General features: G+C 66.1%; 23 protein-coding genes and 1 tRNA gene. 15 read left to right on the top strand and 9 right to left on the bottom strand.

The window, feature by feature from the left end; genetic code table 11:
- The 10 genes from ACKOED_RS02375 to ureG form a co-directional block, all read left to right on the top strand.
- Positions 1–1,416: FAD-linked oxidase C-terminal domain-containing protein (locus ACKOED_RS02375; protein WP_408914975.1), on the top strand; the 1,416-nt coding region annotated here is incomplete at its 5' end.
- Entirely contained in the window at positions 1,416–2,567 is a 1,152-nt protein-coding gene (gene glcE, locus ACKOED_RS02370; RefSeq protein ID WP_408914974.1) for a glycolate oxidase subunit GlcE, read from the top strand. The genes ACKOED_RS02375 and glcE, both read left to right, overlap by 1 nt.
- A complete protein-coding gene (gene glcF / locus ACKOED_RS02365; RefSeq protein WP_408914973.1) occupies positions 2,567–3,856 on the top strand; it encodes a glycolate oxidase subunit GlcF in 1,290 nt (429 codons plus the stop codon). The genes glcE and glcF overlap by 1 nt, the downstream gene beginning before the upstream one ends.
- Positions 3,853–4,635, top strand: coding sequence for an urease accessory protein UreD (locus ACKOED_RS02360; RefSeq protein ID WP_408914972.1), 783 nt, complete (start codon positions 3,853–3,855; stop codon positions 4,633–4,635). Before glcF ends, ACKOED_RS02360 begins: the two co-directional genes overlap by 4 nt.
- Before the next feature lie 9 nt (positions 4,636–4,644).
- A complete protein-coding gene (locus tag ACKOED_RS02355) occupies positions 4,645–4,947 on the top strand; it encodes an urease subunit gamma (RefSeq protein ID WP_408914971.1) in 303 nt (100 codons plus the stop codon).
- Positions 4,948–4,956: 9 nt separating this feature from the next.
- Positions 4,957–5,262, top strand: a complete 306-nt coding sequence (locus ACKOED_RS02350; RefSeq protein WP_408914970.1) for an urease subunit beta — start codon at positions 4,957–4,959, stop codon at positions 5,260–5,262.
- A gap of 1 nt (position 5,263) precedes the next feature.
- Positions 5,264–6,967 (top strand): urease subunit alpha, encoded by a 1,704-nt coding sequence (ureC, locus tag ACKOED_RS02345; RefSeq protein ID WP_408914969.1) that lies wholly within the window; start codon positions 5,264–5,266, stop codon positions 6,965–6,967.
- Complete coding sequence (locus ACKOED_RS02340; protein WP_408914968.1) at positions 6,967–7,410, top strand: urease accessory protein UreE; 444 nt, start codon at positions 6,967–6,969, stop codon at positions 7,408–7,410. The genes ureC and ACKOED_RS02340 overlap by 1 nt, the downstream gene beginning before the upstream one ends.
- On the top strand, positions 7,400–8,044 hold the full coding sequence (locus tag ACKOED_RS02335) for an urease accessory protein UreF (protein ID WP_408914967.1): 645 nt from the start codon (positions 7,400–7,402) through the stop codon (positions 8,042–8,044). The genes ACKOED_RS02340 and ACKOED_RS02335 overlap by 11 nt, the downstream gene beginning before the upstream one ends.
- On the top strand, positions 8,041–8,664 hold the full coding sequence (gene ureG / locus ACKOED_RS02330) for an urease accessory protein UreG (protein WP_408914966.1): 624 nt from the start codon (positions 8,041–8,043) through the stop codon (positions 8,662–8,664). Before ACKOED_RS02335 ends, ureG begins: the two co-directional genes overlap by 4 nt.
- An 8-nt stretch (positions 8,665–8,672) precedes the next feature.
- On the opposite strand, the gene ACKOED_RS02325 is transcribed toward ureG, so the two are convergent.
- The 3 genes from ACKOED_RS02325 to ACKOED_RS02315 all read right to left on the bottom strand — a co-directional run bounded on the left by ACKOED_RS02325 (position 8,673) and on the right by ACKOED_RS02315 (position 11,110).
- A tRNA-His gene (locus tag ACKOED_RS02325) sits at positions 8,673–8,749 on the bottom strand.
- A gap of 101 nt (positions 8,750–8,850) precedes the next feature.
- Entirely contained in the window at positions 8,851–9,315 is a 465-nt protein-coding gene (locus ACKOED_RS02320) for a molybdenum cofactor biosynthesis protein MoaE (protein ID WP_408914965.1), read from the bottom strand.
- A gap of 31 nt (positions 9,316–9,346) precedes the next feature.
- Positions 9,347–11,110, bottom strand: coding sequence for an AsmA family protein (locus ACKOED_RS02315; RefSeq protein WP_408914963.1), 1,764 nt, complete (start codon positions 11,108–11,110; stop codon positions 9,347–9,349).
- 97 nt (positions 11,111–11,207) lie between these two features.
- Here ACKOED_RS02315 and ACKOED_RS02310 point away from each other — a divergent pair, with 97 nt between their 5' ends.
- Positions 11,208–13,148, top strand: coding sequence for an acetoacetate--CoA ligase (locus tag ACKOED_RS02310; RefSeq protein WP_408914962.1), 1,941 nt, complete (start codon positions 11,208–11,210; stop codon positions 13,146–13,148).
- Here the strand turns inward: ACKOED_RS02310 and ACKOED_RS02305 are convergent.
- Both ACKOED_RS02305 and ACKOED_RS02300 read right to left on the bottom strand, forming a co-directional pair.
- Entirely contained in the window at positions 13,138–14,817 is a 1,680-nt protein-coding gene (locus ACKOED_RS02305) for an ABC transporter permease (protein ID WP_408914961.1), read from the bottom strand. The two genes, ACKOED_RS02310 and ACKOED_RS02305, sit on opposite strands and share 11 nt — an antisense overlap.
- A gap of 7 nt (positions 14,818–14,824) precedes the next feature.
- Positions 14,825–17,317 (bottom strand): PAS domain S-box protein, encoded by a 2,493-nt coding sequence (locus ACKOED_RS02300; protein WP_408914960.1) that lies wholly within the window; start codon positions 17,315–17,317, stop codon positions 14,825–14,827.
- Between the two features lie 183 nt (positions 17,318–17,500).
- On the opposite strand from ACKOED_RS02300, the gene ACKOED_RS02295 reads away from it, so the two are divergent.
- Positions 17,501–17,965 carry a phasin family protein gene (locus tag ACKOED_RS02295; RefSeq protein WP_408914959.1) on the top strand — a complete coding sequence of 155 codons (465 nt, stop codon included), beginning with the start codon at positions 17,501–17,503 and terminating at the stop codon, positions 17,963–17,965.
- A gap of 177 nt (positions 17,966–18,142) precedes the next feature.
- Here the strand turns inward: ACKOED_RS02295 and modA are convergent, their stop codons facing one another.
- Both modA and ACKOED_RS02285 read right to left on the bottom strand, forming a co-directional pair.
- Entirely contained in the window at positions 18,143–18,946 is an 804-nt protein-coding gene (gene modA / locus ACKOED_RS02290; protein ID WP_408914958.1) for a molybdate ABC transporter substrate-binding protein, read from the bottom strand.
- 57 nt (positions 18,947–19,003) lie between these two features.
- A complete protein-coding gene (locus ACKOED_RS02285) occupies positions 19,004–19,996 on the bottom strand; it encodes a sugar-binding transcriptional regulator (protein ID WP_408914957.1) in 993 nt (330 codons plus the stop codon).
- Positions 19,997–20,461: 465 nt separating this feature from the next.
- Between ACKOED_RS02285 and ACKOED_RS02280 the strand changes: the two genes are divergently transcribed.
- The 3 genes from ACKOED_RS02280 (at position 20,462) to ACKOED_RS02270 (ending at position 23,859) form a co-directional block, all read left to right on the top strand.
- Positions 20,462–22,036: an ABC transporter substrate-binding protein gene (locus ACKOED_RS02280; protein ID WP_408914956.1), complete on the top strand. Its 1,575-nt coding sequence runs from the start codon at positions 20,462–20,464 to the stop codon at positions 22,034–22,036.
- A gap of 81 nt (positions 22,037–22,117) precedes the next feature.
- Positions 22,118–23,032 carry a carbohydrate ABC transporter permease gene (locus ACKOED_RS02275; protein ID WP_408914955.1) on the top strand — a complete coding sequence of 305 codons (915 nt, stop codon included), beginning with the start codon at positions 22,118–22,120 and terminating at the stop codon, positions 23,030–23,032.
- Positions 23,032–23,859, top strand: coding sequence for a carbohydrate ABC transporter permease (locus ACKOED_RS02270; RefSeq protein WP_408914954.1), 828 nt, complete (start codon positions 23,032–23,034; stop codon positions 23,857–23,859). Before ACKOED_RS02275 ends, ACKOED_RS02270 begins: the two co-directional genes overlap by 1 nt.
- Before the next feature lie 8 nt (positions 23,860–23,867).
- Here ACKOED_RS02270 and ACKOED_RS02265 read toward each other — a convergent pair whose 3' ends face one another.
- On the bottom strand, positions 23,868–24,815 hold the full coding sequence (locus ACKOED_RS02265; RefSeq protein ID WP_408914953.1) for a carbohydrate kinase family protein: 948 nt from the start codon (positions 24,813–24,815) through the stop codon (positions 23,868–23,870).
- Between the two features lie 34 nt (positions 24,816–24,849).
- Positions 24,850–26,091, bottom strand: a complete 1,242-nt coding sequence (locus tag ACKOED_RS02260) for a dihydrolipoamide acetyltransferase family protein (RefSeq protein WP_408914952.1) — start codon at positions 26,089–26,091, stop codon at positions 24,850–24,852.

Raw genomic sequence — 26,091 nt, 5'->3', positions numbered from 1 at the left:
ATCTGCGGCGGCGAGCATGTGGTCGACGGCGCCGCCTTGGCGGTCTATGACAGCGATGCTTTAACCGCGTATCGCCAGCGGCCGTTGGTGGCGGTGCTGCCGGGATCGGTTGAAGAAATTCAAGCGGTGATGCGGCTTTGCCAAGCCATGAATCTCAAGGTCGTACCACGCGGTGCGGGTACGTCGTTATCGGGCGGCGCCTTGCCTCTTGCCGATGGCGTGTTGTTGGTCACCACGCGGCTCAACCGGGTCAAAGAGATCGACCTCGACAATCTTTGTGCCGTGGTTGAGCCGGGCGTCACCAACCTTGCGATCACTAAAGCGGTGGAGCATCACGCGCTCTATTACGCGCCCGATCCCTCCAGTCAAATTGCCTGCACCATCGGCGGCAATGTGGCGGAGAATTCCGGCGGCGTGCACTGCCTGAAATATGGCCTCACCGCCAACAATGTGCTGGGCATCGAAATGGTGCTGATTTCCGGCGAGGTGATCCGGCTCGGCGGCAAGCATCTGGACAGCGGCGGCTATGATCTCCTCGGTGTGATGACCGGTTCGGAGGGCCTCCTCGGCGTGGTCACCGAAGTCACCGTCCGCATCCTGCAGAAGCCCGAAACGGCGCGCGCCGTGCTGGTGGGCTTTCCGTCGAGCGAGGATGCCGGGCAATGCGTGGCCGACATCATCTCAGCCGGCATCATTCCGGGCGGCATGGAGATGATGGACCGCCCGGCGATCCGCGCCGCCGAGGATTTCGTCAGGGCCGGCTACCCGCTCGATGTCGAAGCCCTGCTGATCGTCGAACTGGACGGGCCGCAGGTCGAGGTCGATCACCTGATCGCCCGGGTCAGCGACATCGCCCGGGCCAACCGCTCCATGACGCTCCGGGTCTCGGCCTCGGAAGAGGAGCGGCTGTTGTTCTGGGCCGGGCGCAAGGCCGCCTTTCCTGCCGTGGGGCGCATTTCGCCGGACTATCTCTGCATGGACGGCACCATTCCGCGAAAGCGCCTGCCGGACGTGCTGAAAGGCATGGCGGAGCTTTCCGTCCGCCACCGCCTGCGCGTCGCCAATGTGTTCCACGCCGGCGACGGCAATCTGCACCCGCTCATTCTCTATGATGCCAACGACCCCGATGAACTGGAACGCGCCGAGCTTTTCGGCGCCGATATCCTGCGCCTCTGCGTCAAGGTGGGCGGCGTGCTGACCGGCGAGCACGGGGTCGGCATCGAAAAGCGCGACCTGATGCCGGAGATATTCTCGGAGGCCGATCTCGCCCAGCAGATGCGCGTCAAATGCGCCTTCGATGCGCAAGGCCTGCTCAATCCCGGCAAGGTGTTCCCGGTCCTGCACCGCTGCGCCGAGCTTGGCCGCATGCATGTGCGCGGCGGGCAATTGCCGTTTGCAGAGATTCCGAGATTCTGATGTCTGGCGCCGTGAAACCCTCCTCGGAGAGCGAGCTGGCGGAGATCATCGCCTCCGCCGCGGCGCCCTTTGAGGTGATCGGCGCCGGCACCCGGCGCGGCCTCGGGCGGCCGGTGCAGACGGCCGCCACGCTCGATCTTTCAGGCTTTTCCGGCGTCATCGCCTATGAGCCGGAGGAGCTGATCCTCGAGGCCCGCGCGGGCACCAGGCTTGCCGACATCGAGGACCTGCTGGCGGCGCGCCGCCAGCAGCTGGCCTTCGAGCCGCCCGACTGGTCGGCGCTGCTGGGAGCCCCGCACAGCGGCACGGTGGGCGGGCTCGTCGCCTGCAATCTTTCAGGGCCCCGCCGCATCAAGGCCGGCGCGCTGCGTGACCATATCCTCGGCCTGCGCGGCGTCACCGGCGGCGGCAGCGCTTTCAAGGCCGGCGCGCGGGTGGTGAAGAACGTCACCGGCTATGATCTGCCAAAGCTCCTCACCGGCGCCTACGGCACGCTCGCCGCCATGACGGCGGTGATCCTGAAAGTGCTGCCCGCCCCCGAGACCGAGGAAACCGTGGTGTTGACCGGGCTTGATGATACGCAAGCGGTGCATCTCATGAGCCTCGCCATGCAATCCTCCTGCGAGGTGTCGGCGGCGGCCTTCATTCCAGGCGAGGCGGTCTACCTGCGGCTCGAAGGCATTGCGCCCTCCGTCGCCTACCGGCGTGACCAGCTGGCCATGGCGCTGAAACGCCCCGTCGAGGTAATGGCCGAACGGAGCTCCGCCGCCAAATGGCGGGCGATCCGCGATGGCACGCTGTTCGTGAACCGCCCCGCCCATCCGCTGTGGCGGCTGTCGGTGGCGCCGTCCGAGGCGCCCGGCATCATCCGCCGCCTCATGGAGCAACTGGACATCCGCTATGTCTTCGACTGGGCGGGCGGGCTCATCTGGCTCGAAGTGCCGCCCGCGGATGACGCATCGGCCAGCGCCATTCGCAGCGCCATGAGCGGCGGCCACGCCACGCTGATCCGCGCGCCGCAGGCCGTCCGCGCCGCGGTGCCGGTGTTCGAACCGCAGGCGGCGGCGCTTGCCGCCCTCAGCCAGCGGGTGAAGGAGTCTTTCGACCCGCGCCATATCCTCAATCCTGGCCGCATGTACCGGGAGTTCTGATGCAGACCGCCTTCACCGCCGAACAGCTCGCAACGCCGCGCATCGCCGAGGCCAACACCATTCTGCGCAAATGCGTGCATTGCGGCTTCTGCACCGCCACCTGCCCCACCTATGTGCTGCTGGGCGATGAGCTCGACAGCCCGCGCGGCCGCATCTATCTGATCAAGAACATGCTGGAGAGCGGCGCGCCCGCCACCGCCGGGACGGTGAAGCATCTCGACCGCTGCCTCTCGTGCCTGTCCTGCATGACCACCTGCCCGTCCGGCGTCAATTACATGCACCTGATCGACGAAGCCCGCGCCCATGTGGAGGAAACCTACCGGCGGCCGCTGTTCGAGCGGCTGCTGCGCAATGTGCTGGCCTTCACCATGCCGAGGCCCGGCCTGTTCCGGCTGTCGCTGATTGCCGCGAGGCTCGCCTCGCCGCTGGCGCCCGTGGCGCAGGCCCTGGGGCTGAAGCGGATCGCCGCGCTGCTGGGCCTGGTGCCGAAGCCGCTGCCCGCGCCGGAGGCGTTCGGCCAGCCCGGAACCTATGCCGCCGAGGGCGCCGGCAAGGGCCGCGTGGCGCTGCTCATGGGCTGCGTGCAGAGCGTCCTCGACCCCGGCATCAACGCCGCAACCATCAGGCTGTTGACGCGGCTTGGTTTCGACGTGGTGGTGGCGGGCGAGGAGAGCTGCTGCGGCTCGCTCACGCACCACATGGGCAAGGAACATGATGCGCTGGACCGCGCCCGCCGCTCGGTCGATCAGTGGACCAAGGCGGATGTCGACGCCGTCGTCATCACTGCCTCGGGCTGCGGCACCACCATCAAGGATTATGGCCACATGCTGCGCCTCGATCCGGCCTATGCGGAAAAGGCGAAAGCGATCAGCGCCAAGGCGAAGGACGTCACCGAATTCCTGAGCGGCCTCGATCTGCCCGCGGCCAAAGGCGGCCTGCGGCTGGCCTATCATTCCGCCTGCTCCATGCAGCACGGCCAGAAGATCAAACAGGAACCCATGAAGCTCCTGCGCCGCGCCGGCTTCACGGTGCAGGAGGTGCCGGAAGGCCATCTCTGCTGCGGCTCGGCGGGCACCTACAATATTCTCCAGCCGGAGATCGCCATGCGGCTGCGCGAGCGCAAGGTGGCGAACATTGAATCGCTCAGTCCGCAGGCCATCGCCACCGGCAACATCGGCTGCATCACGCAGATCGGGGCCGGAACCGAAATCCCCATCCTTCATACCGTCGAACTCCTCGACTGGGCCTATGGCGGGCCGCGTCCGGAGAAGCTCTCCGGGCTTGCATGACGGCGGAGCCGCTACGCCACCAGCGCGCCGAGGGGAGCATCATCCTCGCCATGGGCGCCGGCGGGCTGAGGCGGCACCGCGAGGCGCATGCCGCCAAAGTCCGGCTTCCGGGCCGCGGCCATGAGGCGATCCTCATCAACACCGGCGGCGGGCTCGCCGGCGGCGACCGCTTTTCCTTCGACATCACCGCCGAGGAGAACGCGCGGCTCACCGTCACCTCGCAGGCCGCTGAACGCGTCTACCGGTCCCTGGGGCCCGATGCCGGGGTGGCGGTCAGGCTGTCGGCAGGGGCGGGCGCGCGCCTCCTGTGGCTGCCGCAGGAAACGATCCTGTTCGATGGCGCGCGGCTGTCCCGGCGGATCGACGCCGATCTCGACCCGGAGGCGTGGCTGCTCGCCGTGGAATCGGTCATCCTGGGCCGCGAGGCGATGGGCGAAACGGTGCGGCAGGTCAGGCTTCATGACCGCTGGCGCATCCGCCAGGGCGGGCGCCTCGTGTTCGCGGACGATATCGCGATTGATGGCGCGCCGCCCGCCAGCGCGGCGACACTCGGCGCGGCCCGCGCCTTCGCCACGGTCCTCGCGGTGGCGCCCGATGCCGACGGCCGCCTTGACCGCTTGCGGGCTGCAATCGCCGGCCATGGATCTGCCAGCGCCTGGTCTGGCAAGATCGTTGCAAGGCTAGTAGGAAGAGACGGGTTCGACCTGCGCAAGGCCCTTGTTCCGGCACTCACCGTGCTGGCGGAGCCCGAAGCCTTGCCCAGGACTTGGTCATTGTGAGGAAGAATCATGCAGCTCACCCCGCGTGAGAAAGACAAGCTGCTGGTCAGCATGGCGGCGATGGTGGCGCGGCGCCGGCTGGAGCGCGGCGTGAAGCTCAACCATCCGGAAGCCGTGGCGCTGATCACCGACTATGTGGTCGAAGGCGCGCGCGATGGCCGCAGCGTCGCCGACCTGATGGAGAGCGCGGCGCATGTGGTGAGCCGCGCCCAGGTGATGGACGGCATCGCCGACATCATCCATGAGGTGCAGGTCGAGGCCACCTTCCCGGATGGCACCAAGCTCGTCACCGTCCTCCAGCCGATCCGCTAGGAGCCCCGCATGATACCCGGCGAAATCATTACACAGGATGGCGACATCGACCTCAACAAGGGCGCCCCCACGGTAACGCTGATCGTCGCCAATACCGGCGACCGGCCGATCCAGGTGGGCTCGCACTATCATTTCTTCGAAACCAACGAAGCCCTCGCCTTCGCGCGCGACGAGGCGCGCGGCATGCGGCTCGACATTGCCGCTGGCACCGCTGTGCGCTTCGAGCCGGGCCAGCGCCGCGAGGTGCGGCTGGTGCCGTTTGGCGGCAGGCGCCGCATCTTCGGCTTCCAGCAGAAGATCATGGGAGAGCTTTGACATGGCCACCATCTCCCGCGCCGCCTACGCCACCATGTATGGCCCCACCGTGGGCGACCGGGTGCGGCTCGCCGACACCGAATTGTTCGTCGAGGTCGAGAAGGACTTCACCGTCTATGGCGAGGAGGTGAAGTTCGGCGGCGGCAAGGTGATCCGCGACGGCATGGGCCAGTCGCAGGCGACCCGCGCCGAAGGGGCGCTCGACACCGTCATCACCAATGCGCTGATCGTCGATCACACCGGCATCTACAAGGCCGATGTCGGCCTCAAGGACGGACGGATCGCGGCGATTGGAAAGGCCGGGAACCCGGACACCCAGCCAGGCGTCACCCTGATCATCGGGCCCTCGACCGAGATCATCGCCGGGGAGGGCCGCATTCTCACGGCGGGCGGCGTTGACACGCATATCCACTTCATCGCGCCACAGCAGATCGAGGAGGCGCTCTATTCCGGCGTCACCACCATGATGGGCGGCGGCACCGGCCCCGCGCATGGCACGCTGGCCACCACCTGCACCGGCGCCTGGCACACCATGCGGATGATCGAGGCGGCGGATTCCTTCCCCATGAACCTCGGCTTCATGGGCAAGGGCAATGCCGCGCTTCCCGCCCCGCTCGAGGAAATGATCCTCGCCGGGGCCTGCGGCCTCAAGCTGCATGAGGACTGGGGCACCACGCCGGCCGCCATCGACAACTGCCTGAGCGTCGCTGACCGCTTTGACGTGCAGGTGGCGATCCACACCGACACGCTGAACGAATCGGGCTTCGTCGAGAAGACCGTCGCCGCCTTCAAGGGCCGCACCATCCATACTTTCCACACCGAAGGCGCGGGCGGCGGCCACGCGCCGGACATCATCAAGGTGGCGGGGCTTTCAAACGTGCTGCCGTCGTCCACCAACCCGACCAGGCCCTATACGAAGAACACCGTGGCCGAACACCTCGACATGCTGATGGTCTGCCATCACCTGTCGCCGCGCATCCCGGAGGATATCGCCTTCGCCGAAAGCCGCATCCGCAAGGAAACCATCGCGGCGGAGGACATCCTCCACGACCTCGGCGCCATCTCGATGATGTCGTCGGACAGCCAGGCCATGGGCCGGGTCGGCGAAGTCATCATCCGCTGCTGGCAGACCGCGCATAAGATGAAAGTGCAGCGCGGCAGCCTGCCCGGCGATGGCCGGGCGGACAACGCGCGGGTCAAGCGCTATGTCGCCAAATACACCATCAACCCGGCCATCGCCCAGGGCATCGGCCATGAGCTGGGCTCGATCGAAGTAGGAAAGCGCGCCGACCTGGTTCTGTGGAACCCCGCCTTCTTCGGCATCAAGCCGGAGATGGTGCTGCTCGGCGGCTCGATCGCCGCGGCGCCGATGGGCGATCCCAACGCCTCGATCCCGACGCCGCAACCCGTGCACTACCGGCCGATGTTCGCCAGCTTCGGCAAGCTGATGGAGAATTCCGCCGTCACTTTCGTGAGCCGCGCCGCGCTCGATCACGGACTCAAGGCCAGGCTTGGTGTCGCCAAGAAGCTGGTCGCGGTGGAGAACACGCGGGGCGGCATCTCCAAGGCCTCGATGATCCACAACAGCGCCACGCCGGCGATCGAGGTCAATCCGGAAACCTATGAAGTGCGCGCCGACGGCGAACTCCTCACCTGCGAACCGGCCAGCGTGCTGCCCATGGCGCAGCGCTATTTCCTGTTCTGATGACCAGGCGCGCCACCTCGTTCCGCCGCGCCGCGGCTCCCGGTGACGAACCTTTCGACCTGGTGACGCTCGACGCCGACCAGCGCCACATCCGGCGCAAGCGCATCACGCTCGCCGGCGGCGAGGACATTCTCGTCGACTTCGAGAAACCGGCACATCTCGAACATGGCGACCGGCTGGTCCTCGAGGATGGCCGCGTGGCGCAGGTGGTGGCGGCCCAGGAAGAGCTCATGGAAGTGAAGGCCGCAAGCCCGCGTCACCTCACGGAACTCGCCTGGCACATCGGCAACCGGCATCTGCCGGCCCAGATCTGCGATGGCCGCATCCTGCTGCGGCGCGACCCGGTGATCCGCGCCATGCTGGAAACGCTGGGGGCCACGTTGCGCGATGTCGTTGAACCTTTCTCGCCGCAGCATGGCGCCTATCACAGCCATGCGCACTGAGCCTGGCCAGCTTCTGCTGCTCCTGACCTGGATGTCGCCAGCCTTTCCGGTGGGCGCCTTTGCCTATTCGCACGGGCTCGAATGGGCGATCGAGTCTGGCGCGGTGAAGGACGGCGCGGCACTCAAGAGCTGGATCGAAGACCTGCTCACGCGCGGCTCCGGCTGGAATGACGCCGTGCTGTTCGCGCGCTGCTGGGAAGAGACGCCATCGGAGCTCAATGAGCTGGCGCTGGCGCTGGCCGTGTCGCGCGAGCGCCACCTCGAGACCACGCAACTGGGCCGCGCCTTCCGCATCGCCGCCGGGGTATTTGCCGCGCCACCGCTGGATGATGACGAGATCGCTTATCCGGTCGCCGCCGGTGCCGCCTGCGCGGCGATGGCGATCGGCAGGGATCAGGCCCTTCTCGCCTATCTCCAGGGTTTTTCCGCCGCACTCGTTTCGGTGGCGGTGCGGCTGGTGCCCATCGGCCAGACGGCGGGGCTCGAAACCCTGCGTGATCTTGCCCCGGTCATTGCGTCGGTCGCCTCGCGGGCGTTAAGCGCCAGCCTCGCCGATCTCGGCGCCATCACCATCGCGGCGGATATCGCCGCGATGCGCCACGAAACCCAGCACAGCCGCGTGTTCCGCTCATGAGTAAAGCGTCATCCCATGGCCCCCTGCGGGTGGGCATCGGCGGCCCGGTCGGGTCCGGCAAGACCACGCTCACCGAGAAGCTGTGCAAGGCGATGCGGGAGAAATACTCGGTCGCCGCCATCACCAACGATATCTACACGCGTGAGGACGCGCTGATCCTCAACCGCCTGCAGGCGCTGCCCGAGGACCGCATCATGGGCGTGGAAACCGGCGGCTGCCCGCACACCGCGATCCGCGAAGACGCCTCGATCAATCTGGCGGCGGTCGATGAGATGGTGAAGCGCCATCCCGGCCTTGACATCATCTTCATCGAGTCAGGCGGCGACAATCTGGCCGCCACCTTCTCGCCGGACCTTGCCGACATTTCGCTCTATGTGATTTCGGTCTGCCAGGGCGAAAAGATTCCGCGCAAGGGCGGCCCCGCCATCACCCGCTCGGACCTGCTGATCATCAACAAGGCCGATCTCGCGCCGCATGTGATGGCCGATCTCGATGTCATGGAGCGCGACACCCGGCAGGTGCGCGGCGGGCGGCCCTATCTTTTCACCGACATGCTGCGCCAGAAAGGCCTCGATCAGGTGATCGCCTTCATCGAAACGGCGGGCGGGCTCACGGCGTAATTGAGGGATGGTACCGCCTCCCCGGCTCGAACGGGGGACCCCTAGATCCACAATCTAGTGCTCTAACCAACTGAGCTAAGGCGGCAACTTCCGAGCGCGTTCCTAGCCGCACTCGGCGGCGATTTCAAGCGGACTCGAAAACCCGGAAGGGCGCCAGGCTGTCCCGATGATCGCCGGATCAGGTCATCATCGCTGGTCCTTGCCCGCCTCCCAGCGGGCGGCGGCCTGGTCGTCGCTGTCCCTGGCGGCCACCCAGCTGGCCCCGTTTCCACTCTCCTCAAGCTTCCAGAACGGTGCCTTGGTCTTGAGCCAGTCGATCAGGAAGTGGCAGGCCGCGAAGGCGGCCTCACGGTGCGCCGAGGCGGTGATCACCAGCACGATGTCCTCGCCGGGCTCCAGCCGTCCATAGCGGTGGATGATCAGCGAGGCGTCGATGGGCCAGCGCCGCAAGGCCTCCTGCTCGATGTCGGCCAGCGCCTTCTCGGTCATGCCGGGATAATGTTCGAGCGTCATGGCGGTGATGCTGCCGCCGCCCGAGAACTCCCGCACGCTGCCGAGGAACATCACCGTGCCGCCGATGTCGGTGCGGCCACTGGTGAGCGCGGCCAGTTCGCGGCCGGGGTCGAAGACTTCCTGCTGAACGCGGATCATGGCTGCAACATGCCCTCCTTCCGCTTCAGGTTCAATTGCCCGGCGCGGGGGAGAGCTCCTTGAGCCGGGCGAAACCGGCGGCGGGGTCTTTCAGGATGTCCAGCACATCGGGGTAGATGCGCGGCTTGTTCCAGAAGCCGTCGATGACCACCGGCACCGGCAGTACCGGTTCATTGCCCTGGAAGGCGACGACCGACACGCCCAGCGCGCGGCGCAGCAGGTCTACCGCGCCGGTGACCGAGACATCCCGTTCCGCGCTCACCATGTTGAGCGTCTTGATCCCGGCTTCGCCATCGGCGATCGCCACCTCCGCCGACAGGCTCTTGAATGCGGCGGCGCCGGCGGCATCGGGCCAGCCATCCAGGATCTTCTCGCGCACGGCGGCAAACAGTCCCGGCAGGTCGATCTTCGCGATCGCGCCATCGGCGAGCGCCAGCCTGGCCTTCCCCCTGAGCGTGCCGATCATTTCTTCCTGCGTCGTGCCCTCGGCGCTGAGCTCGGCGGAGAAGCTGCCGCTGCCGCTGATCTCACCGATCCCGGTCAGGGCCGCAAGCAAGGGCTGCGCACTGACATTCTCCGCCGCGATGCTGAGCGAAAGCCGCGGCGGCAGGGTGACGGATGCGGCATCGAATGTGAACCGCACCGCGCCACCGCCAGCCGGCTGCGCGACGCCGAAGGTGCTGAGATTGCCATCCTTGAGGCTCAAGGCCAGCTGCGCGCCGGTTGCGGTGAAGCCCCGGTAGCTCAGCTTCTCGGCCAGCAGCGCGATTTCGGCATCAAAGCCGTTCAGCACGCCAAAGGAAATCGGCTGCCGTCCCCATTCGCCGGCTGCCGCGCCGGACGCCGGGATCAGAGATTCGAGCGACAAGGCGCTGGACTTGAGGTTGACCTGCAGCATGGGACGCTCATCGCGCAGATCAAGCGTGATATCGCCCGCGCCGCGGAACTGACCCAGCGTGAGAACCGCCTTGCGCAAGGCATAGGCGCGGCCGGCGCTGTCCAGCCCGGCATCAATGGCGAGTGGCACGGAACCACCGGCGGCCGCGGTGGCCGGCAGACCCAAAAAGCGCATCAGCTCGGGCGAGGCCGTGCCGCTGAGGCTGACGGGGCCCGCGAGACTCAGGGCCCGGTCCGTTGACAGCCGGCCGCTGAAACTCGCCGCCCCGACATCGGCGCTGAGAACAACATCGAGCGGTGAGCCATCGCCATTGACCCGGGAGAGCGACTTCAGATCGGCATCGATCCGCACCAGCTGCGAATTGATCACCGCGCTGCCGTTGAAGGCAAGCCCGCCATCGGCTCTCAATTCGAGCAGGCCGGTGACGGCGGCCAGCGACAGCGACTGGCCGTTGCGCGCATCGAAAAAGCGGACCGTCGCCCGCTCCAGCAGAATTTTCGCCGGCCCCGCCACGGCCGCGCCGGCAAAGTCCCAGCTCGCCTCGCCGCGCTCGTCGATCAGCAGCGCGATCTCGGCCTCCTCGAGCGTGAGGGTGGAAAGGCCGGGCTGACGCGACAGCAGCTGATTGAAGGTGACGGGTATGATGAGCGACGTCGCGGACACCAGGCTTTCACCCGCCTCGCCGCCGGCCGAAAGCCTGGGATGGTCGATGCGGATCGCCAGTGGCGAAAAATCGAGATGCGTGCCGCCGGCTTCGAAGCTGCGTCCCAGATGCTGGCGCGCCAGTTCGCCAAGCGCCGCCGCCGCCCAATGCGGGAAAACGGTGACATAGGCCAGCAATCCCGCCAGCAACAGGGCGACGGCGCCGCCGCCCGCAATCAGCCATCGATCTCGCATCGGAAACTCCAGAAATCAGGCCACCTCTGGGCGGGACTTGCGGCTCTTCTGTGACATGACTAGACCCCGAATCTCCGCCCTGTCTGGAGTGCCTACCATGACCGATCGCCCGTTGTGGACCCCCGATGCCGCCCGCATCGCCGCATCGAACCTCAGCCATTTCATGGCGCCCCTCGGCTTTCGGAGTTTTGCGGAGGTACTTGCCTTCTCCGTGGACCAGCCGGAGGCCTTCTGGACGGCGCTATGGGATTTCTGCGCGGTGAAGGCCGAAAGCCGCGGCGCGCGCGTGCTCGCCGACGGCGGCCGGATGCCTGGCGCCAAGTTCTTTCCCGAGGCCCGGCTGAACTATGCCGAAAACCTGTTGCGGCGCGCCGATGATGGCGAGGCGCTGGTGTTCCGCGGCGAGGACAAGGTCTCCCGCCGCATGAGCTGGGCTGAACTCAACCAGGCGGTGGCGCGGCTGAGCCGGGCCTTCGCGGCCGCCGGCGTCAGGCCTGGCGACCGCATCTGCGCCATCGTGCCCAACATGCCGGAGGCCATCATCTGTTTTCTGGCGGCGGCCTCGCTGGGCGCCATCTGGTCCAGCTGTTCGCCGGATTTCGGCGAACGCGGCATCCTTGACCGTTTTGGCCAGATCGCGCCCAGAATCCTGATCGCCTGCGACGGCTATTACTATGCCGGCAAAACCATCCGGACCGGCGAGAAGACCGCCGCGGTGCTGGCCGCGCTTGCCAGCGTCGAGCGCTGCCTCGTCATCGACTATATCGGCGAGGCGCAGCAGGTGGCGGCGGGGCTCCGGAACGGCGAGACCCTCGCCGGCTTCATGGCCGGGCATGACGCCTCGCCCATCGCCTTCGCCCAGCTGCCGGTCGATCACCCGCTCTATATCCTCTATTCCTCGGGCACCACGGGCATTCCCAAATGCATCGTGCATGGCGCGGGTGGCATTCTGCTCAAGCATCTCTGCGAGCATGTGCTGAACACCGACACCAAGCCCGGCGACCGGTTGTTCTATTTCTCCACCTGCGGCTGGATGATGTGGAACTGGCTGGTGTCTGGCCTCGCGGCCGGCGCCACGCTGCTGCTCTATGACGGCTCGCCCTTCCACCCGTCGGAGCGCGCGCTGTTCGATTATGCCGACGCCGAGCACATGACCATCTTCGGCACGTCCGCCAAATACATCGACGCGGTGAAGAAGAGCGGGCTCAAGCCACGCGAGACGCACCGGCTGAGCGCCTTGCGCAGCATGCTCTCCACCGGCTCGCCGCTCAGCGCCGAGAGTTTCGATTTCGTTTATTCCGGCATCAAGCCCGACATGCAGCTCGCCTCGATCTCCGGCGGCACCGACATCTGCGGCTGCTTTGTGGGCGGCAATCCGCTCTCCCCGGTGTGGCGCGGCGAAATCCAGGGCCCGATGCTGGGCATGGCGGTGGATGTGTACGATGAATCCGGAAAGTCCGTGCACGGAGAAAAAGGCGAGCTCGTCTGCGTCAGGCCGTTTCCGTCGATGCCGGTCATGTTCTGGAACGATCCTGACGGCGCCAAATACCACACTGCCTATTTCGCGCGCTTTGCCAATATCTGGTGCCATGGCGATTTCGCGGAGGTCACCGCGCATGGCGGCATGATCATCCACGGCCGGTCGGATGCGACGCTCAACCCCGGCGGCGTGCGGATCGGCACCGCCGAGATCTACGCCCAGGTCGAGCAGGTGCCGGAGGTGATCGAGGCGCTCGCCATCGGCCAGGACTGGGACAATGATGTGCGGGTGGTGCTGTTCGTCAGGCTGCGGCCCGGCGTTGCGCTTGACGATGCTCTGGTCGCCAGGATCAGAAAGCAGATCCGCGACGGCGCCTCGCCGCGCCATGTGCCGGCCAAGATCGTGGCGGTGGCCGATATTCCGCGCACCAAGTCCGGCAAGATCACCGAGCTTGCGGTGCGCGACGTGGTGCATGGACGCGACGTGAAAAACAAGGAGGCGCTGGCCAATCCGGAAGCGCTTGAGCTTTACCGCGGCCTCGGCGAACTCAGGACGTGATATGCGGCTCGTGCAGCGTGCGTGACAGGAGGATCACCGGCAAGAGGCCCACGGCGACGATGGTGAGGGCGGGAAGCGCGCTTTCCTCCAGCTGATCGAGCGAGGCCAGCAGGAACACGCTGGTGGCCAGCGTTTCGAAATCGAAGGGCCGCAGGATCAGCGTGGCCGGAAGCTCCTTCATGCAGTCAACGAACACGAGAAGCGCCGCCGACACCAGGGCCGGGCGCAACAGTGGCAAGTGAACCTCGAAGAAGGCGCTGATCGGGCCGCGGCCAAGCGTGCGGGCGGCGGCGGCCACATTGGGCGTTACTTTCTGAAGCCCGGTCTCGATGGCGCCGAACGACACCGCGAGGAAGCGCACCACATAGGCGAAGATGATGGCGGCGATCGAGCCTGACAGCAGAAGCCCGGTCGAGATGCCGAAATACGCCCGCAGGAAACTGTCGAGCGCGTTGTCGAAGCCGGCGAGCGGAATCAGCACGCCGATGCCCAGCACCGTGCCGGGAATGGCATAGCCCAAGGATGCAAGCCTGATCACCTTGCGGGTGAAGCCCTTGCGCATGGCGCGGTTGGCGTAGCCCAGCACCAGCCCCAGCGCCACCGCCGCCGCCGCCGCCAGGCTGGCCAGCAGAAGCGAGTGATAGACGGCGCGCAGATAGGCCACGGACAGCGCATCTTCGAGGCGCGAGGCGGCGAAGCTCAGAAGGATCAGCGCCGGCGCCACGAAACCGATGATGACCGGCAGCGCGCAGACCACCACCGCGAGTACCCGTTGCCAGCCATTGAGGCGGATGCGGTCCGGCTGGCGCGGGCGCTGGGCCGGCAGCACGAAGGACTGTTTGCGCCGCGCCGTGCGCTCGAACCATACAAGGAGAAAGATGAACAGCAGCATCACCGCGGAGATCTGCGCCGCGCCGCCGAGATTGCCTTGGGAAAGCCAGGTCGTATAGACGCCGAGGGTGAGGGTTCTCACCCCGAAGAAGCCGGCGGCGCCGATGTCGTTCAGGCATTCCATCAGCGCCAGCGATACCCCCACCGCGATGCCGGGCCGGGCCAGCGGCAGCGCCACGGCGCGGAAAGCACCCCATGGCGTGCGGCCGAGCGCGCGCGCCACCTCAAGCTGGGTGGCCGGCTGGCGGATGAAGCTCGCCCGCGCGGTGAGGAAGACGTAAGGATAGAGCACCATCGACAGAACGAACACCGCGCCGCCCAGCGAGCGGATTTCCGGAAACCAGTAATCGCCGGGGCTGGTCCAGCCGAACACGCCGCGCAGCCAGGTCTGAAGCGGCCCGGCATAGCTGAGGAAATCGACATAGGCGTAGGCCACGATATAGCCCGGCATGGCGAGTGGCAGCAGCGAGGCCCAGAGGAACAGCGGCCGCAGCGGAAACCGGCACATGGTGACGAGCCAGGCCACCGCGGTTCCAACCACGAAGGTGATGAGCCCCACGCCCGCCATCAGCAGCAAGGTGCGCAGCACATAGCCGGGCAGCACGGTGCTGATCAGATGCGGCCAGACATTCTCGGTGGGGGTGAGCGCCAGCAGGATGATGGTCAGCACCGGCATCGCCAGCGCCAGCCCGGTGATCAGCGCCGCGAGGCTCAGCAGCCGGTCGCCCAGGGTGCGCGGCGGGCCCTGGAACCGGGCGCCGGTGACGGAAGCGGACATCGGCTTGCTAGTCCGCCAGAACGCGCGGCGTGGGGAAAGTGATCTCGGCGAGCGTGCCCTTGTTCGGCTCGCTCGACAGCATGAGGCTGGCGCGGTTGGCCTCGACCAGCGCCTTGGTCAGCGGCAGGCCGAGGCCCGTGCCCTGCGCGTCACGGCCTTCGGTGGCGATCCGGCCGAAGGGTTCGAGGGCGCCGCGCAACTGCTCTTCATCCATGCCGATGCCGCTGTCCCTGATCCGCAGTTTGAGCTCGCCCGTCTCCGTCAGCTGGGCCGAGATGATGACCTGGCCGCCGGGATTGGTGAACTTGATGGCGTTGGAGACGAGATTGATCATCACCTGGCGCATGGCGCGCAGATCAGCCACCACATTGGGAAGATCGGACGGCAGCGACTTGCGCAGCACCACGCGCGCCGCCGCCGCCTGCTCCTGCAGCATGCGCAGCGCATAATCGGCGACCTCGCCCAGATTGACGGCGGTGAAATTGAGCTCGAGCTTGCCGGCTTCCACCTTCGAGAGATCGAGCAGGTCGTTGATCAGCGACAGGAGGTGCGCGCCGCTGGCGTGGATGTCCTGCACATAGCCGCGGTATTTCTCGTTGCCGATCTCGCCGAAGCGGCCGAGCCGCATCACCTCCGAGAACCCCATGATGGCGTTGAGGGGGGTTCGCAGCTCATGGCTGACGCTGGCCAGGAATTCCGATTTCTGGCGGCTCGTCGCTTCGGCGCGCTCCTTCGCCTCGCGCAGCTCGGCCTCGGTCTTTTTCCACTGGGTGATGTCGCGCACCACCGCGCAGAAGGCCGCCTGCGCGCGCGGCGCCTGCAGCCTGCCAATGGTGAGAAACAGCGGCACCGTGCCGCCCTGGCGCACTTCCGCGGTCACCTCGCGGCCGTCGTTGAACACCGACGCGAGGCCCGAGCCCTGCAGCGCCGCGAGATAATCCCGCACGGTGCCCCGGCTGTGCGGCGCCAGCAGGTCGATGAACGGCCGGCCCGCCACCTCGGCGATCCGGTAGCCGAAGATCGCCTCCGCCCCGGCGCTGAAAGTATGGATGCGGGCCTCGTGATCGAGGGTGATGATGCCGTCCGCCGCGGTGTCGAGAATGGCCCGCAGCTCCTCGTCGCTGTCGGAGGGCTGCTGGCGCTGCGGCATCGGAATCACCGTGGCGCTCGGCCGCGGCGGCGCCGCCGGTTCCGGCGTGGGTGGCGGCGCGGCGTCCTTCGCTTGCGCTTCGCTGGGGTCCCGGGGCGGGGCTGGCGCAAGCCTCAGCTCCGCCCGGTCAGCCCTTGGCTTGCCGGTCTTTTGCAGCACGAATTGCCGGGCCGGTCCGCCGAGCCAGGGGATGACGGTCATCAGCACGCTGGCTTCCACCGCGTGGCCGTTCATGGCGGTGATCTCGCATTCCGGCAGCGCCTGGCCCAGCTGGCCGAAACGATCGGCGAGCGCGGCATCGTTGATCACGTCCTCGCCGGTTTCATAGGCGAAGAAGCGGGCGGCGGCGGGATTGGCGAACAGCAATTCGCCGTCCTTGGCGACCAGCACCGCCTCGGCGCGGTTCTCGAGCGGCAGGCGCACCTGATCGGGAATGCGCGGCAGCTTGCGCCGCGGCGGCGGGGCTGGCGGAGCCGGCGGAGCTTCAGGCGGCGGCGCGGCCTGCCGGATGTCATCCTTCAGGGTCTTGCCGATCTTCTCGAAGGTGGCGGCATCGGCCTCGGACAGCGCGCCCGGCTTGGCCGCGCTTTCGGCTTTCGGCGTGGCGGGAACCGGGTCTGCCGCGGGCGTGGCGCCGGCCAGCTTGCGCTCCAGCGCCCGGCGTTCCGTGACATCGTCGAGCAGCACGAGCGCGAAGGATGAATCCTCCGTCTTGAGGCCGAGCCGCCGCGCCGTGATCCGGATATCGCGCATGCCGAGCCGCGCGCTCAGCTGCCTGTTGACGACGGCAGTGCCCGCCGCTTCGATCCGGGCGAGCAGTTGTTCCGTGAAACCCGCATCCCCGGTGAGCGCCGCGAGGCTGGCGCGATGGCCGGCATCCAGCATCACCAGCGCGGCGGCGTTGACGTGGCGCAGGCTGCCGTCGCGGCCGACCAGCAGGGCGGCGGAGGGCAGGAGATCGAAGGCGGCGGCGATGTCGGCGGCCACCCGGCCGGTCTCGTCGGCTGTCGAATGGCGGGCGACGGCCAGTATCCCCGGCCGGCCATCGGCGAGCGCGTGGACCATGCAGCGGCAGGCCAGCGGCGCGGAAACCCCGGCCGACGGGAAATGCAATTGCACGCTCTCCACCTGGCCGCGCTGCAGGCTGCGAGACAAGCGCAGGATCTCCTCGACGCCGGGTTCCTGGAAATCGAAGGGCCGGTCGATCAGGTCAAACAGCGAGGCGCCGCCGAAAAACGCAATGCCCGCCGCATTTGCCCACACGATACGGGCCTGCGCCCCGTCCCACAGCCAGGCCGCCTCCGGAACGTTCCGCAGATCCTCAAGCGTCGGTGTTGCCGCGTCAGCCAAATGCGTGCCTCTCAATCCGCGATGACTTTACCAAGACTTAACCAAGAAAATAAACGAATTCGGGGCCGGGCGTCCATCTCTCCCGTGCCGGGTAGCGCACCGCAATATTTATGTTGCGATGCACAATAATCCGGGTTATAGCCGCCAGTATGGGCGGTTGACCGCCACAACAGGAGATCAGCGATGCCGATGAAGAAGGCGAAAGCCCAGATGAATTCCGCCAAGGCCGAGAAAGTGACCGGGCAGGTTGCCGATCAGGTGGCCAATTTCGCGCAGAAGACCGTCGATGACGCCCAGGCCGCCTTCGAGAAGGCGAGCGAACTGGCGCATGGCAATGTGCAGATGATGGATGCCGCGGCAAATGCCTGCAAGAACCGCATGACCGACATTCAGCTGAAGGCGATGGAATTCGCCCAGGCCAACGTCAATTCCGGCTTCGCCTTCGTGCGCAAGTGCTTCTCGCTCAGCGATCCCGCCGCGGCCATGGCGCTGCACCAGGATTTCTTCAAGGCGCAGGCCGAGGCCATGCAGCGCCAGGCGGGCGAGCTCAACGAGCTGTCCGTGGCGCTGGCCAAGGAATCGCTGAAGCCGGTGCAGGAAACCTTCACCAAGTCCTTCGCCAGCCTTTCGAAGTCGATCGCCGCCTGAGGGCCGGCCCCGGCTTCCAACGCCCATCATGCCCGGACCGGTTCCGGGCATTTTTCATGGCCCCCCCGGCGCAAGCTCCGCCCGGCATCCGGCCCCCGGGAAATTTTTCACAATGTCAATCAGCCGCCTCCGGAAGGCGTGGCGGACTAATGGCACATATTAGGATTAAAGTCAAGATCAGTTCTGGCTGGAAATAACCGGAAAGCCGTGTTTGGCAAAAATGTCCCGTGCGGCGGCGGATTGCAGAAAGGCGAGAAATTGCGGGGCATCCGGATTCCGCGATGCCGCGGTCAGCGCCGCCGGATAGACGATCTCGGGGTGGCTGGAGGCCGGAAACACGCCGGCCACCCTGACCTTGGGTTCAGCCAGGGCGTCGGTCTCATAGACGATCCCGGCCGCCGCCTCGCCGGTGGCCACCAGCTTCAGCGCGGCGCGTACATTCTCCGCCTGCGCCACATTGGCTTCCACCTTGTGCCACACGCCAAGGCTCTCCAGCGCCGCCTGTCCATATTTTCCGGCGGGGACCGATTTGACATGGCCCATGGCCAGCTTGCCGCCGCCCAGAACCCCGGCAAGATCAAAGCCGGGCGCAATGCTGACCCGTGCCTCGCTCTCCGCCGGCAGGATCAGCACCAGCCGGTTGCCGAGAAGTTTCTTCCCGCTCCCGGGCGCGATCAGCTTGCGGGTCTCGAGATAATCCATCCAATCCATATCGGCCGGGATGAAGATATCGGCGGGGGCGCCGGCCTCAATCTGCCGCGCCAGGGCGGCGCTGCCGGCATAGGCCATGGCCGCCTCCTTGCCGGTCGCGGAGGTCCAGGCGGCGCCGACCTCGTCGAGCGCGTTCTTGAGGCTTGCGGCGGCGAAGACGGTGACCCGCTGGGCGGCCCCGGCCACCGGTGCGCTGGTGGCCACCAGGCCGGCGGCCAGCGCGTGAAGCAGGTTGCGGCGGTTCATCATGCCATGGGTCGATAAAATCATGCGGGGCCCGTTATATCCAATGGACAATAACGAAGTCAAGGCTCCTCCTGCGCCGCGCTAGCCTTTGCGGATGAGGAGTTCCCGCGCGGTGGCCTCGTTGGTGATCAGCACGTTGCAGCCGATGAGGCGGATGGCCCCCAGCAGGCTTTCCACCTTGTCGTTGCCGCCCGAGGCAATGACGCGCAGCGGAACGCTTCTGAGCTGGGCAATGGGCAGCGACATGACGCGCTGATTGACCGGATGACCGACGAGATGGCCGTCGCGGTCGTAGAAATTGAACAGCAGGTCTCCCACCGCTCCCATCTTCAACAGCGACGCCCGTTCCTCATCGCTGATCAGGTTGAAGCGGAACGCGGTCGCGGAGGGGGCGAGGGTGCCAACGCTCAGCAGCGCCATGTCAAGACGTTCGGCGCGCCGAAAGATATCGCGCAGCCCGCAACGTTCGATCAGCGCCTCGCGGGTTTCGGGCGAATCGACCACGGCCGGGGCCTGAAACAGGTAGCAATCGGCGCCCATCATGCGCGCGAACTGCCAGGCGAACTCCGCCGGGTTGAACTTGCGCGCCTGCACGATGCCGCCGAGGAGCGAAATGACCTGCACATTCTCAAGTTCGCGCGGGGCGAGTGTCGCCAGCGACTCATAGAGGGTGGCGCCCCATCCCACGCCCACCGTCATGTCGTCCGCCAGCGTGTCTGAAACGTGCATGCCCGCCGCCGCCCCGATCGCCTTTGTCACGTTCTCCGGCATCACCGGCTCGGGCACCACCACGGCCTCCTTGAAGCCGAAGGCCTGTTTCAGCTGGGCTTCGAGTTCGAAGCATTCCGAAACTTCGCCCTCGATCCAGATCTTGACCTCGCGCTGCCTGATGGCCTCGTTGATGTTGCGCACCACGGTGACGCGGCCGATCCCCAGCCGGTCGGCGATTTCGTTCTGCGTGAGGCCCTCGACGTAATACATCCAGGCGATCCGCATCCGGTTACGGGCAATCCGCCCGGCCCCGCGCTCAGGCGAAAGCGGGCGCGATTTGCGTGTCAGCGGCTTGTCCGTCATGGTCTCAGACTGCTTCACGGTGATTGGGCATTCTGGAGCAGGATACTAAACTGTTCAAGGGCGCGGTTTTGTTGCATTGATCTGGAAAAGCCGAAAGCCTTTTGAATTTAGCAACTTGTCAAGGGGATGCCGTCTCCGCATGGGTCATCGCGCCATGTTATTGCGGTGCAAAACTTTGTTGCGCCGCCATAATACGAAACATTTGCACTCTTCACAATAATTTAGTACATCATTGAAGCTCTGAAGCTTGCGGCACTCCCGCGTCAGAACGGGAGCCATCACAAAGGGAGGTTCGGACGTGCGGACGCGGTTGCAACTCCTCTCGACCAAGCCTTCCTCCCGGCTGTACCGGACCGGGGTCCGCGCACTTGCCATCGTCCGGATCAATCAGAAAAACTCCGCCCGCCTACGGCCTGAGGCGAGGTGGGAGCTCCAGACCCAGGGCCGCATCAATGGAGGAACTTCATGCTGACTACCAAGACGGGCGTCATGTCGCGCCGGTCGCTGCTCAAATCCACCGCGGCCGCGGGCGCGGCCCTTGCGGCGGGCACGGGCGGCGTTTCGCTGTTCAACGTGCGCAGCGCCTATGCGCAGAATCTTCCCAACCCCGCCGATGTGCTGGCCAAGATCAACGTCGGCAATATGGTGAAGAAGGAATACCGCGACCAATATGGCTTGGGAGACAACGACGAACTGTGGGATCCCACGAAGGACTGGATCCGCACGGTTGACTGGGAAGCCGTGCGCAAGGAACACGCCGGCAAGACGGTGCGCTTCGCCATCGGCGCCGCTGACCGCGAATCGGCCCAGGAGCAGATCGAGCCCTTCGCGCAGCTGTCCGGCATCAAGATCGAGCTCGTCGCCATTCCCGACGATTCGATGTATGACAAGGTGGTCGCCGAGTTCCTTTCGGGCAACGCCAGCTTCGACGCCATCCAGTTCTTCTCGCCATGGCTCGGCGACTTCGCGGCGCAGGGCTTCCTGAAGCCGCTCGATGAATATGTCGCGAAGTGGAAGCTGCCGTTTGACGACTTCTACGAAACCTATCAGCGCAACTATGGCCACTGGGCGGATAAGGGCATACTGGGCATCCCCTTCGACTGCGACATCCAGCAGGTTCACATCCGGCCCTCGATCTTCAAGAAGGTTGGCATTGACGCCGACCGCGTGAAGACCATTCCGTCCTATGAAGAGATGATCCGCATCGCGCCGGAGCTCAACAAGGCGGAGCCGGGCGTGGCCGGCATCGGCATGATGTGCGGCCGCGGTTTCTGGGCCACCTACACCTGGCAGCACATCTCCGCGCAATACGGCATGATGCTGTTCGACCAGAACTGGGAGCCGATCTTCAACGGCGACGCCGGCGTGAAGGGGCTCGAGACCATCGTGGCGCTGTCCAAGAGCGCCATCGAAGGCATCGCGGCGGCCGACTGGCCGACCAACCGCGCCGCATGGCTCGGCGGCCAGATCGCCTGCAACATTTCCTGGCAGGACTCCGGCACCCAGGCGACGCGCGCCGACCAGTCCAAGATCGGCGAGGACGTGCTCACCATCTACACCCCGCGCGTCGAAGGCGGCACTTTCGCGCCGCCGAACATCGCGGGCTCCACCTCCTGCGTCACGGCAACCTCGCCGGAGCCGGAGGCGGCCTTCCTGATGCTCGCCTATCTGACCACCGCCTCGATCATGGCCATCAACGAAGCCAACGCCAATGGCGTGGCGCCGGGCTACCGGTCGGTGCTGACCAACGAAAAGCTGCGCAAGGTCTCGCAGCCGGCCAAGGTGTGGTCCGAGTCGCTGGATTTTGCCTGGTGCGCGCCGCGCGTGCCGTCGGGCTTCCAGATCGACCAGGAGATCGGCTTCCTGATCAACAAGGTGGTGGTCGGCGAGATGCAGCCAAAAGCGGCGCTCGACGAGGCCGTCGTGAAGGTCAGGGACATCATGTCCAAGAACGGCTTCTATCAGGGCAAGGACCCGATGAACTTCGCGGCCACCGAGCCCGGCCTGTGGATCGGCAAGGGCAAGCCGCTGCCGTTCTGATTTCCAACTCCTCCGGCCTCTTCCCCCGCGCCATGGCTTGCCTTGGCCGGGGGAGGAGGCTTCCGATTTGCAGCAGGAGCCATGACAGACGCCGCTCTTTCCGCCGCCCCGGCCCGGGCGCTGCGCCGCCGCCGCAGCCCTTTCATGCGCAAGGCGTTTCCTTACCTGCTGATCGCGCCGGCCGTCGTCTATCTGCTCGCCATCACGCTGTACCCCGGCATTTTCGCTTTGTGGCGCAGCTTTTACGCGGGCCGCTTCCAGCTCAACTATGTCGGCTTCGAACAATACATCGCCCTGTTCCGGGACGAGGCCTTCTGGCACAGCCTGTCGAACACGCTGATTATCGGCGGCCTCACTCTCACCATCGAATTCGCCATTGCGCTGGGGCTTGCGGCACTCGTCTACCGCGACCCGCTGGTCAAGGGCTGGCGCATCATCTTCCTGCTGCCCATGCTGTTCATGCCCTCGGCGGTGGCTTTCCTGTGGAAGCTCTTGTTCAACGATGGCCGGGTGATCAGCGATCTCCTCATGCGGGTGGGGCTTGCCGACTCCAACATCGACTTCATGGGATCCACCTGGGCGGCGCGGAGCGTGCTCATCGTCACCGACGTCTGGCAATGGACGCCATTCCTGTTCATCATCTTTGTCGCCGCTCTCCAGGGCCAGGACCGGGAGATCGAGGAAGCGGCACGGCTCGACGGCGCCCGCTGGCGGCAGGTGTTCTTCTCGATCTCGCTGCCGATGATGCGGCCGGTGATCGCCATCGCGCTGGTGTTGCGCGGCATCGACATCCTCACAATGTTCGCCTCGCCGCACATCATCACCCAGGGCGCGCCGGCGGGCGACACCGAGACTTTGAGCTATTTCATCTACCGCACCGGCTTCAAGAGCTTCGAATTCGGCTACGCGTCCGCCGCGTCCGTCATCGTGCTGATCCTCACCATCGCTTTGGCGCAGCTCTTCGTGCGCCGCTTCTTCAGGTCGGGGAGGGATTGATGTCAGAGACCGCCAGATTCTCCGCGGGCCGCACGCTTCTGCTCGGCGTCTGGGGCCTGTTCTGCCTGCTGCCCATCATTTTCTTCGCCACCATCGCCCTGCGGCCGCGCAACGAAATCATCGCGCCGCAGCCCATCTACTTCCCCACCATCTCAATCGAGACCTGGGCCAAGATCTGGGCCGAATGGCCGATCATGACCTATTTCATGAATTCGGTGATTGCGGTCTCTGGAAGTGTGGTGATCTGCCTCGTGCTCGGCATCCCCGCCGCCTATTCGCTGGCCCGCTACCAATACCGCGGCCGCGAGGATATCGGCTTCTACATTCTTTCCACCAAGATGATGGCGCCCGCCGCCGTGGCGATCCCGATCTTCTTTCTGTTCCGCGCGCTGGGCCTGCTCGACACGGTCTGGGCGCTGATGCTGGTCTACGCCGCCATGAACCTGTCAATCGTGGTGTGGATCATCCGCTCCTACATGATCGACATTCCGCATGAGATTGAGGACGCGGCGCGCACCGACGGCGCCTCGGACCTCCGCATTCTCTGGTCGATCATCATTCCCATGTGCTTGCCGGGCATCATCACCGCGGCGGTGATCGCGGCGATTTTCGCGATGAACGAATATCTGTTCACGCTGATCATCGCCACCAAGAACGCCTATCCGCTGTCGGTGGCCTTGGCCAATTTCTCCGGCGGTTCCGACGGCATCATCTACAACGCCATCGCGCTCGTCGCCTTCCTCGCCTTCTTCCCCGCGCTGCTGCTGGTGATCCTGATTCAGAACCACTTGTCGCGCGGTCTCACCATGGGCGCCGTCAAGGGCTGAGCGGGGCTTCAGCGCCGCGTCTTCGTGTTCTTCATGAAGGCCAGCGTATGTTCGAAGCTCTCCACGCCGGCTTGCGAGCCGAGCCCCGTGGCGTTCAGGGCCGATGTCGCCTGAGCGAAGCGCACGCAGGTTTCGGCATCGAAGCCCTTGACCAGACCGACCGCGAAGCCCGCGTCGAACGCGTCGCCGCAGCCGCAGGTGCATTTGACGTGAATGTCGAAGGCTGGAATGTGGAATTTCACGCCGCTCCTGTCATGGTAATAGGCGCCGTCGCCGCCCAGCGTCAGCACGCAGGCGCCGACCCCCATATCGAGAAAGAATTTCGCGGTATCGCCATGGCTCGCAAGGCCGCACAGCGCCTGCGCCTCTTCGATGGAGGGCATAAAGTAATCGGTGTAAGGCAAGACCTGAGCGATTGCCGGCAGGTCCTTCGGGCTGCCGGCGAACACGTCAACGGTGGTGATGGCGCCGGCCGCCTTGGCGGCCTTCATCAGTCTGGCGCTCTGCCCCTTGTCCATCGCGTCCATCAAGCCGACGCCGCCGGCATGGAACACGGCCGTATCCGTGGTTTGTGAAAACAGGTCCTCGGTCACGAAGAAGTCCGCCGTGGCCCCGCCGCGGTGCAGGGCCGGGCGGGAGCCGTCCTGGCGGGTCAGCACGATCGAGGAGGAGGTTTTCCATCCTGGCCGGCGCTGGACTCCGGAGGTATCGACGCCGAAATGCTTGAGGCGCTGCAGCACCCAATCTCCCATCAGATCGTCGCCGACGCCGGCGACGGCGAGGGTTTTCAGACCCATCCTGGCTGCGGCGATCGCCGCCGTGCCGCCGGCCCCCGACACGGCGAGCGTCAACTCGTCGATCAGCACGGTGCCGCCGCCGGGCGGCACTTCGGTGAATGGCCAGCCCAGGCAGTCATAGGTATAAAAGCCCATAGAGACATAGTCGTAGCGCGGCACGCATTCCTCCCCCGTTTTTGCCGCCTGTCCCCGCTCAGGCCAGCATCAGCAGCGGCTCCTCAATAAAGCCGCGGAACGCCTGCAGCAAGGCGGCGCCGGCGGCGCCGTCCACCGCCCGGTGATCGCAGGAGAGCGTGCAGGCCATCTCGGTTGCCAGAACCGGCTGGCCGTTGACCGGCACGAAACGCTCCACAGCCGCGCCGACCGCGAGAATCGAAGCATGCGGCGGGTTGATGATGGCCGTGAACTGCTCGATCCCATACATGCCGAGATTAGAGATGGCGGCCGTGCCGCCCTGATATTCGGCGGGCGCCAGTTTGCGGGCGCGGGCGCGGGCCGCGAGGTCCTTCATTTCGGCGGAGATCGCCGCCAGCGTCTTTGTCTCGGCGCCGCGCAGGACTGGCGTGAAAAGCCCGCCGTCCACGGCGACAGCCACGCCGATGTCGCTCGCCTTGTGTTGCAGGATGGCGTCGCCGGCCCAGGTGACATTGGCTTCCGGCACCTGCTGCAGCGCAAGGCCCATCGCCTTGATCACGAAATCATTGATCGAGAGCCTCCACTTCGGCCTTCCGCCGGCATCCGCGGGCGCCGCGCCATTGAGCCGTTCGCGCGCCGCCTTGAGTCGGTCGATCCGGCAAGTGACCGAGAGATAGAAATGCGGAACCGTCTGTTTGGACTCGGTGAGCCGCGCCGCGATGGTGCGGCGCATGCCATCGGCCGGCAGCACAGCGAAGCTCCCTGGCGCATAGAGTCCGTATACGGATTGACTGGCCGGCTGCCGCGGCACGGGAGCGGCGGCGCGCTCCGCGGCCTTGCGCACATCGGCTGCCGTCACGCGGCCGCGTGGACCTGTACCGGCGAGTCCCGCGAGGCCCACCCCCGCGTCCCTCGCCAGGCGGCGGGCAAGAGGCGTGGCGCGCGGCGCTTCGCCGTTCAGGGCTGGCGCGGCCACCCTGGCGGCGCTGGCAACGGGCCCCTCTGCCTTCGGCGGCGGCGGCATGGCTGCCGCGGCCATGGACGGAGCGCGCGCGGTTTCACCTTCGGCATAGATATAGGCCACAGCCGAGCCCACCGGCGCAATGCCGCCTTCATGCACCAGGATGTTGCGCAAAATGCCGTCGGCGGGCGAATCGATCTCCATCGCCGCCTTGTCGGTTTCGATCTCGAACAGCAATGCGCCCTTGGCGACCTTCTCGCCGTCCCTGACATGCCACTTGCTGATCTTGCCTTCCGCCATGTCCATGTCGACGCGCGGAAGAATCACTTCGACGGCCAT

It is taken from the genome of Aestuariivirga sp., assembly GCF_046093005.1.
In the GTDB taxonomy this organism is placed as follows: Bacteria; Pseudomonadota; Alphaproteobacteria; order Rhizobiales; family Aestuariivirgaceae; genus Aestuariivirga.
The sequence above is the reverse complement of the archived record's forward strand: the minus strand, read 5'-3'. Positions and strand labels throughout refer to the sequence as shown.

Excerpts from the sequence above, each read along its gene's own strand:
- glcE (WP_408914974.1), top strand. The coding sequence starts at position 1,416 with ATGTCTGGCGCCGTGAAACCCTCCTCGGAGAGCGAGCTGGCGGAGATC.
- glcF (WP_408914973.1), top strand. The coding sequence starts at position 2,567 with ATGCAGACCGCCTTCACCGCCGAACAGCTCGCAACGCCGCGCATCGCC.
- ACKOED_RS02360 (WP_408914972.1), top strand. The coding sequence starts at position 3,853 with ATGACGGCGGAGCCGCTACGCCACCAGCGCGCCGAGGGGAGCATCATC.
- ACKOED_RS02355 (WP_408914971.1), top strand. The coding sequence starts at position 4,645 with ATGCAGCTCACCCCGCGTGAGAAAGACAAGCTGCTGGTCAGCATGGCG.
- ACKOED_RS02350 (WP_408914970.1), top strand. The coding sequence starts at position 4,957 with ATGATACCCGGCGAAATCATTACACAGGATGGCGACATCGACCTCAAC.
- ureC (WP_408914969.1), top strand. The coding sequence starts at position 5,264 with ATGGCCACCATCTCCCGCGCCGCCTACGCCACCATGTATGGCCCCACC.
- ACKOED_RS02340 (WP_408914968.1), top strand. The coding sequence starts at position 6,967 with ATGACCAGGCGCGCCACCTCGTTCCGCCGCGCCGCGGCTCCCGGTGAC.
- ACKOED_RS02335 (WP_408914967.1), top strand. The coding sequence starts at position 7,400 with ATGCGCACTGAGCCTGGCCAGCTTCTGCTGCTCCTGACCTGGATGTCG.
- ureG (WP_408914966.1), top strand. The coding sequence starts at position 8,041 with ATGAGTAAAGCGTCATCCCATGGCCCCCTGCGGGTGGGCATCGGCGGC.
- ACKOED_RS02320 (WP_408914965.1), bottom strand. The coding sequence starts at position 9,315 with ATGATCCGCGTTCAGCAGGAAGTCTTCGACCCCGGCCGCGAACTGGCC.
- ACKOED_RS02315 (WP_408914963.1), bottom strand. The coding sequence starts at position 11,110 with ATGCGAGATCGATGGCTGATTGCGGGCGGCGGCGCCGTCGCCCTGTTG.
- ACKOED_RS02310 (WP_408914962.1), top strand. The coding sequence starts at position 11,208 with ATGACCGATCGCCCGTTGTGGACCCCCGATGCCGCCCGCATCGCCGCA.
- ACKOED_RS02305 (WP_408914961.1), bottom strand. The coding sequence starts at position 14,817 with ATGTCCGCTTCCGTCACCGGCGCCCGGTTCCAGGGCCCGCCGCGCACC.
- ACKOED_RS02295 (WP_408914959.1), top strand. The coding sequence starts at position 17,501 with ATGCCGATGAAGAAGGCGAAAGCCCAGATGAATTCCGCCAAGGCCGAG.
- modA (WP_408914958.1), bottom strand. The coding sequence starts at position 18,946 with ATGATTTTATCGACCCATGGCATGATGAACCGCCGCAACCTGCTTCAC.
- ACKOED_RS02285 (WP_408914957.1), bottom strand. The coding sequence starts at position 19,996 with ATGACGGACAAGCCGCTGACACGCAAATCGCGCCCGCTTTCGCCTGAG.
- ACKOED_RS02280 (WP_408914956.1), top strand. The coding sequence starts at position 20,462 with ATGCTGACTACCAAGACGGGCGTCATGTCGCGCCGGTCGCTGCTCAAA.
- ACKOED_RS02275 (WP_408914955.1), top strand. The coding sequence starts at position 22,118 with ATGACAGACGCCGCTCTTTCCGCCGCCCCGGCCCGGGCGCTGCGCCGC.
- ACKOED_RS02270 (WP_408914954.1), top strand. The coding sequence starts at position 23,032 with ATGTCAGAGACCGCCAGATTCTCCGCGGGCCGCACGCTTCTGCTCGGC.
- ACKOED_RS02260 (WP_408914952.1), bottom strand. The coding sequence starts at position 26,091 with ATGGCCGTCGAAGTGATTCTTCCGCGCGTCGACATGGACATGGCGGAA.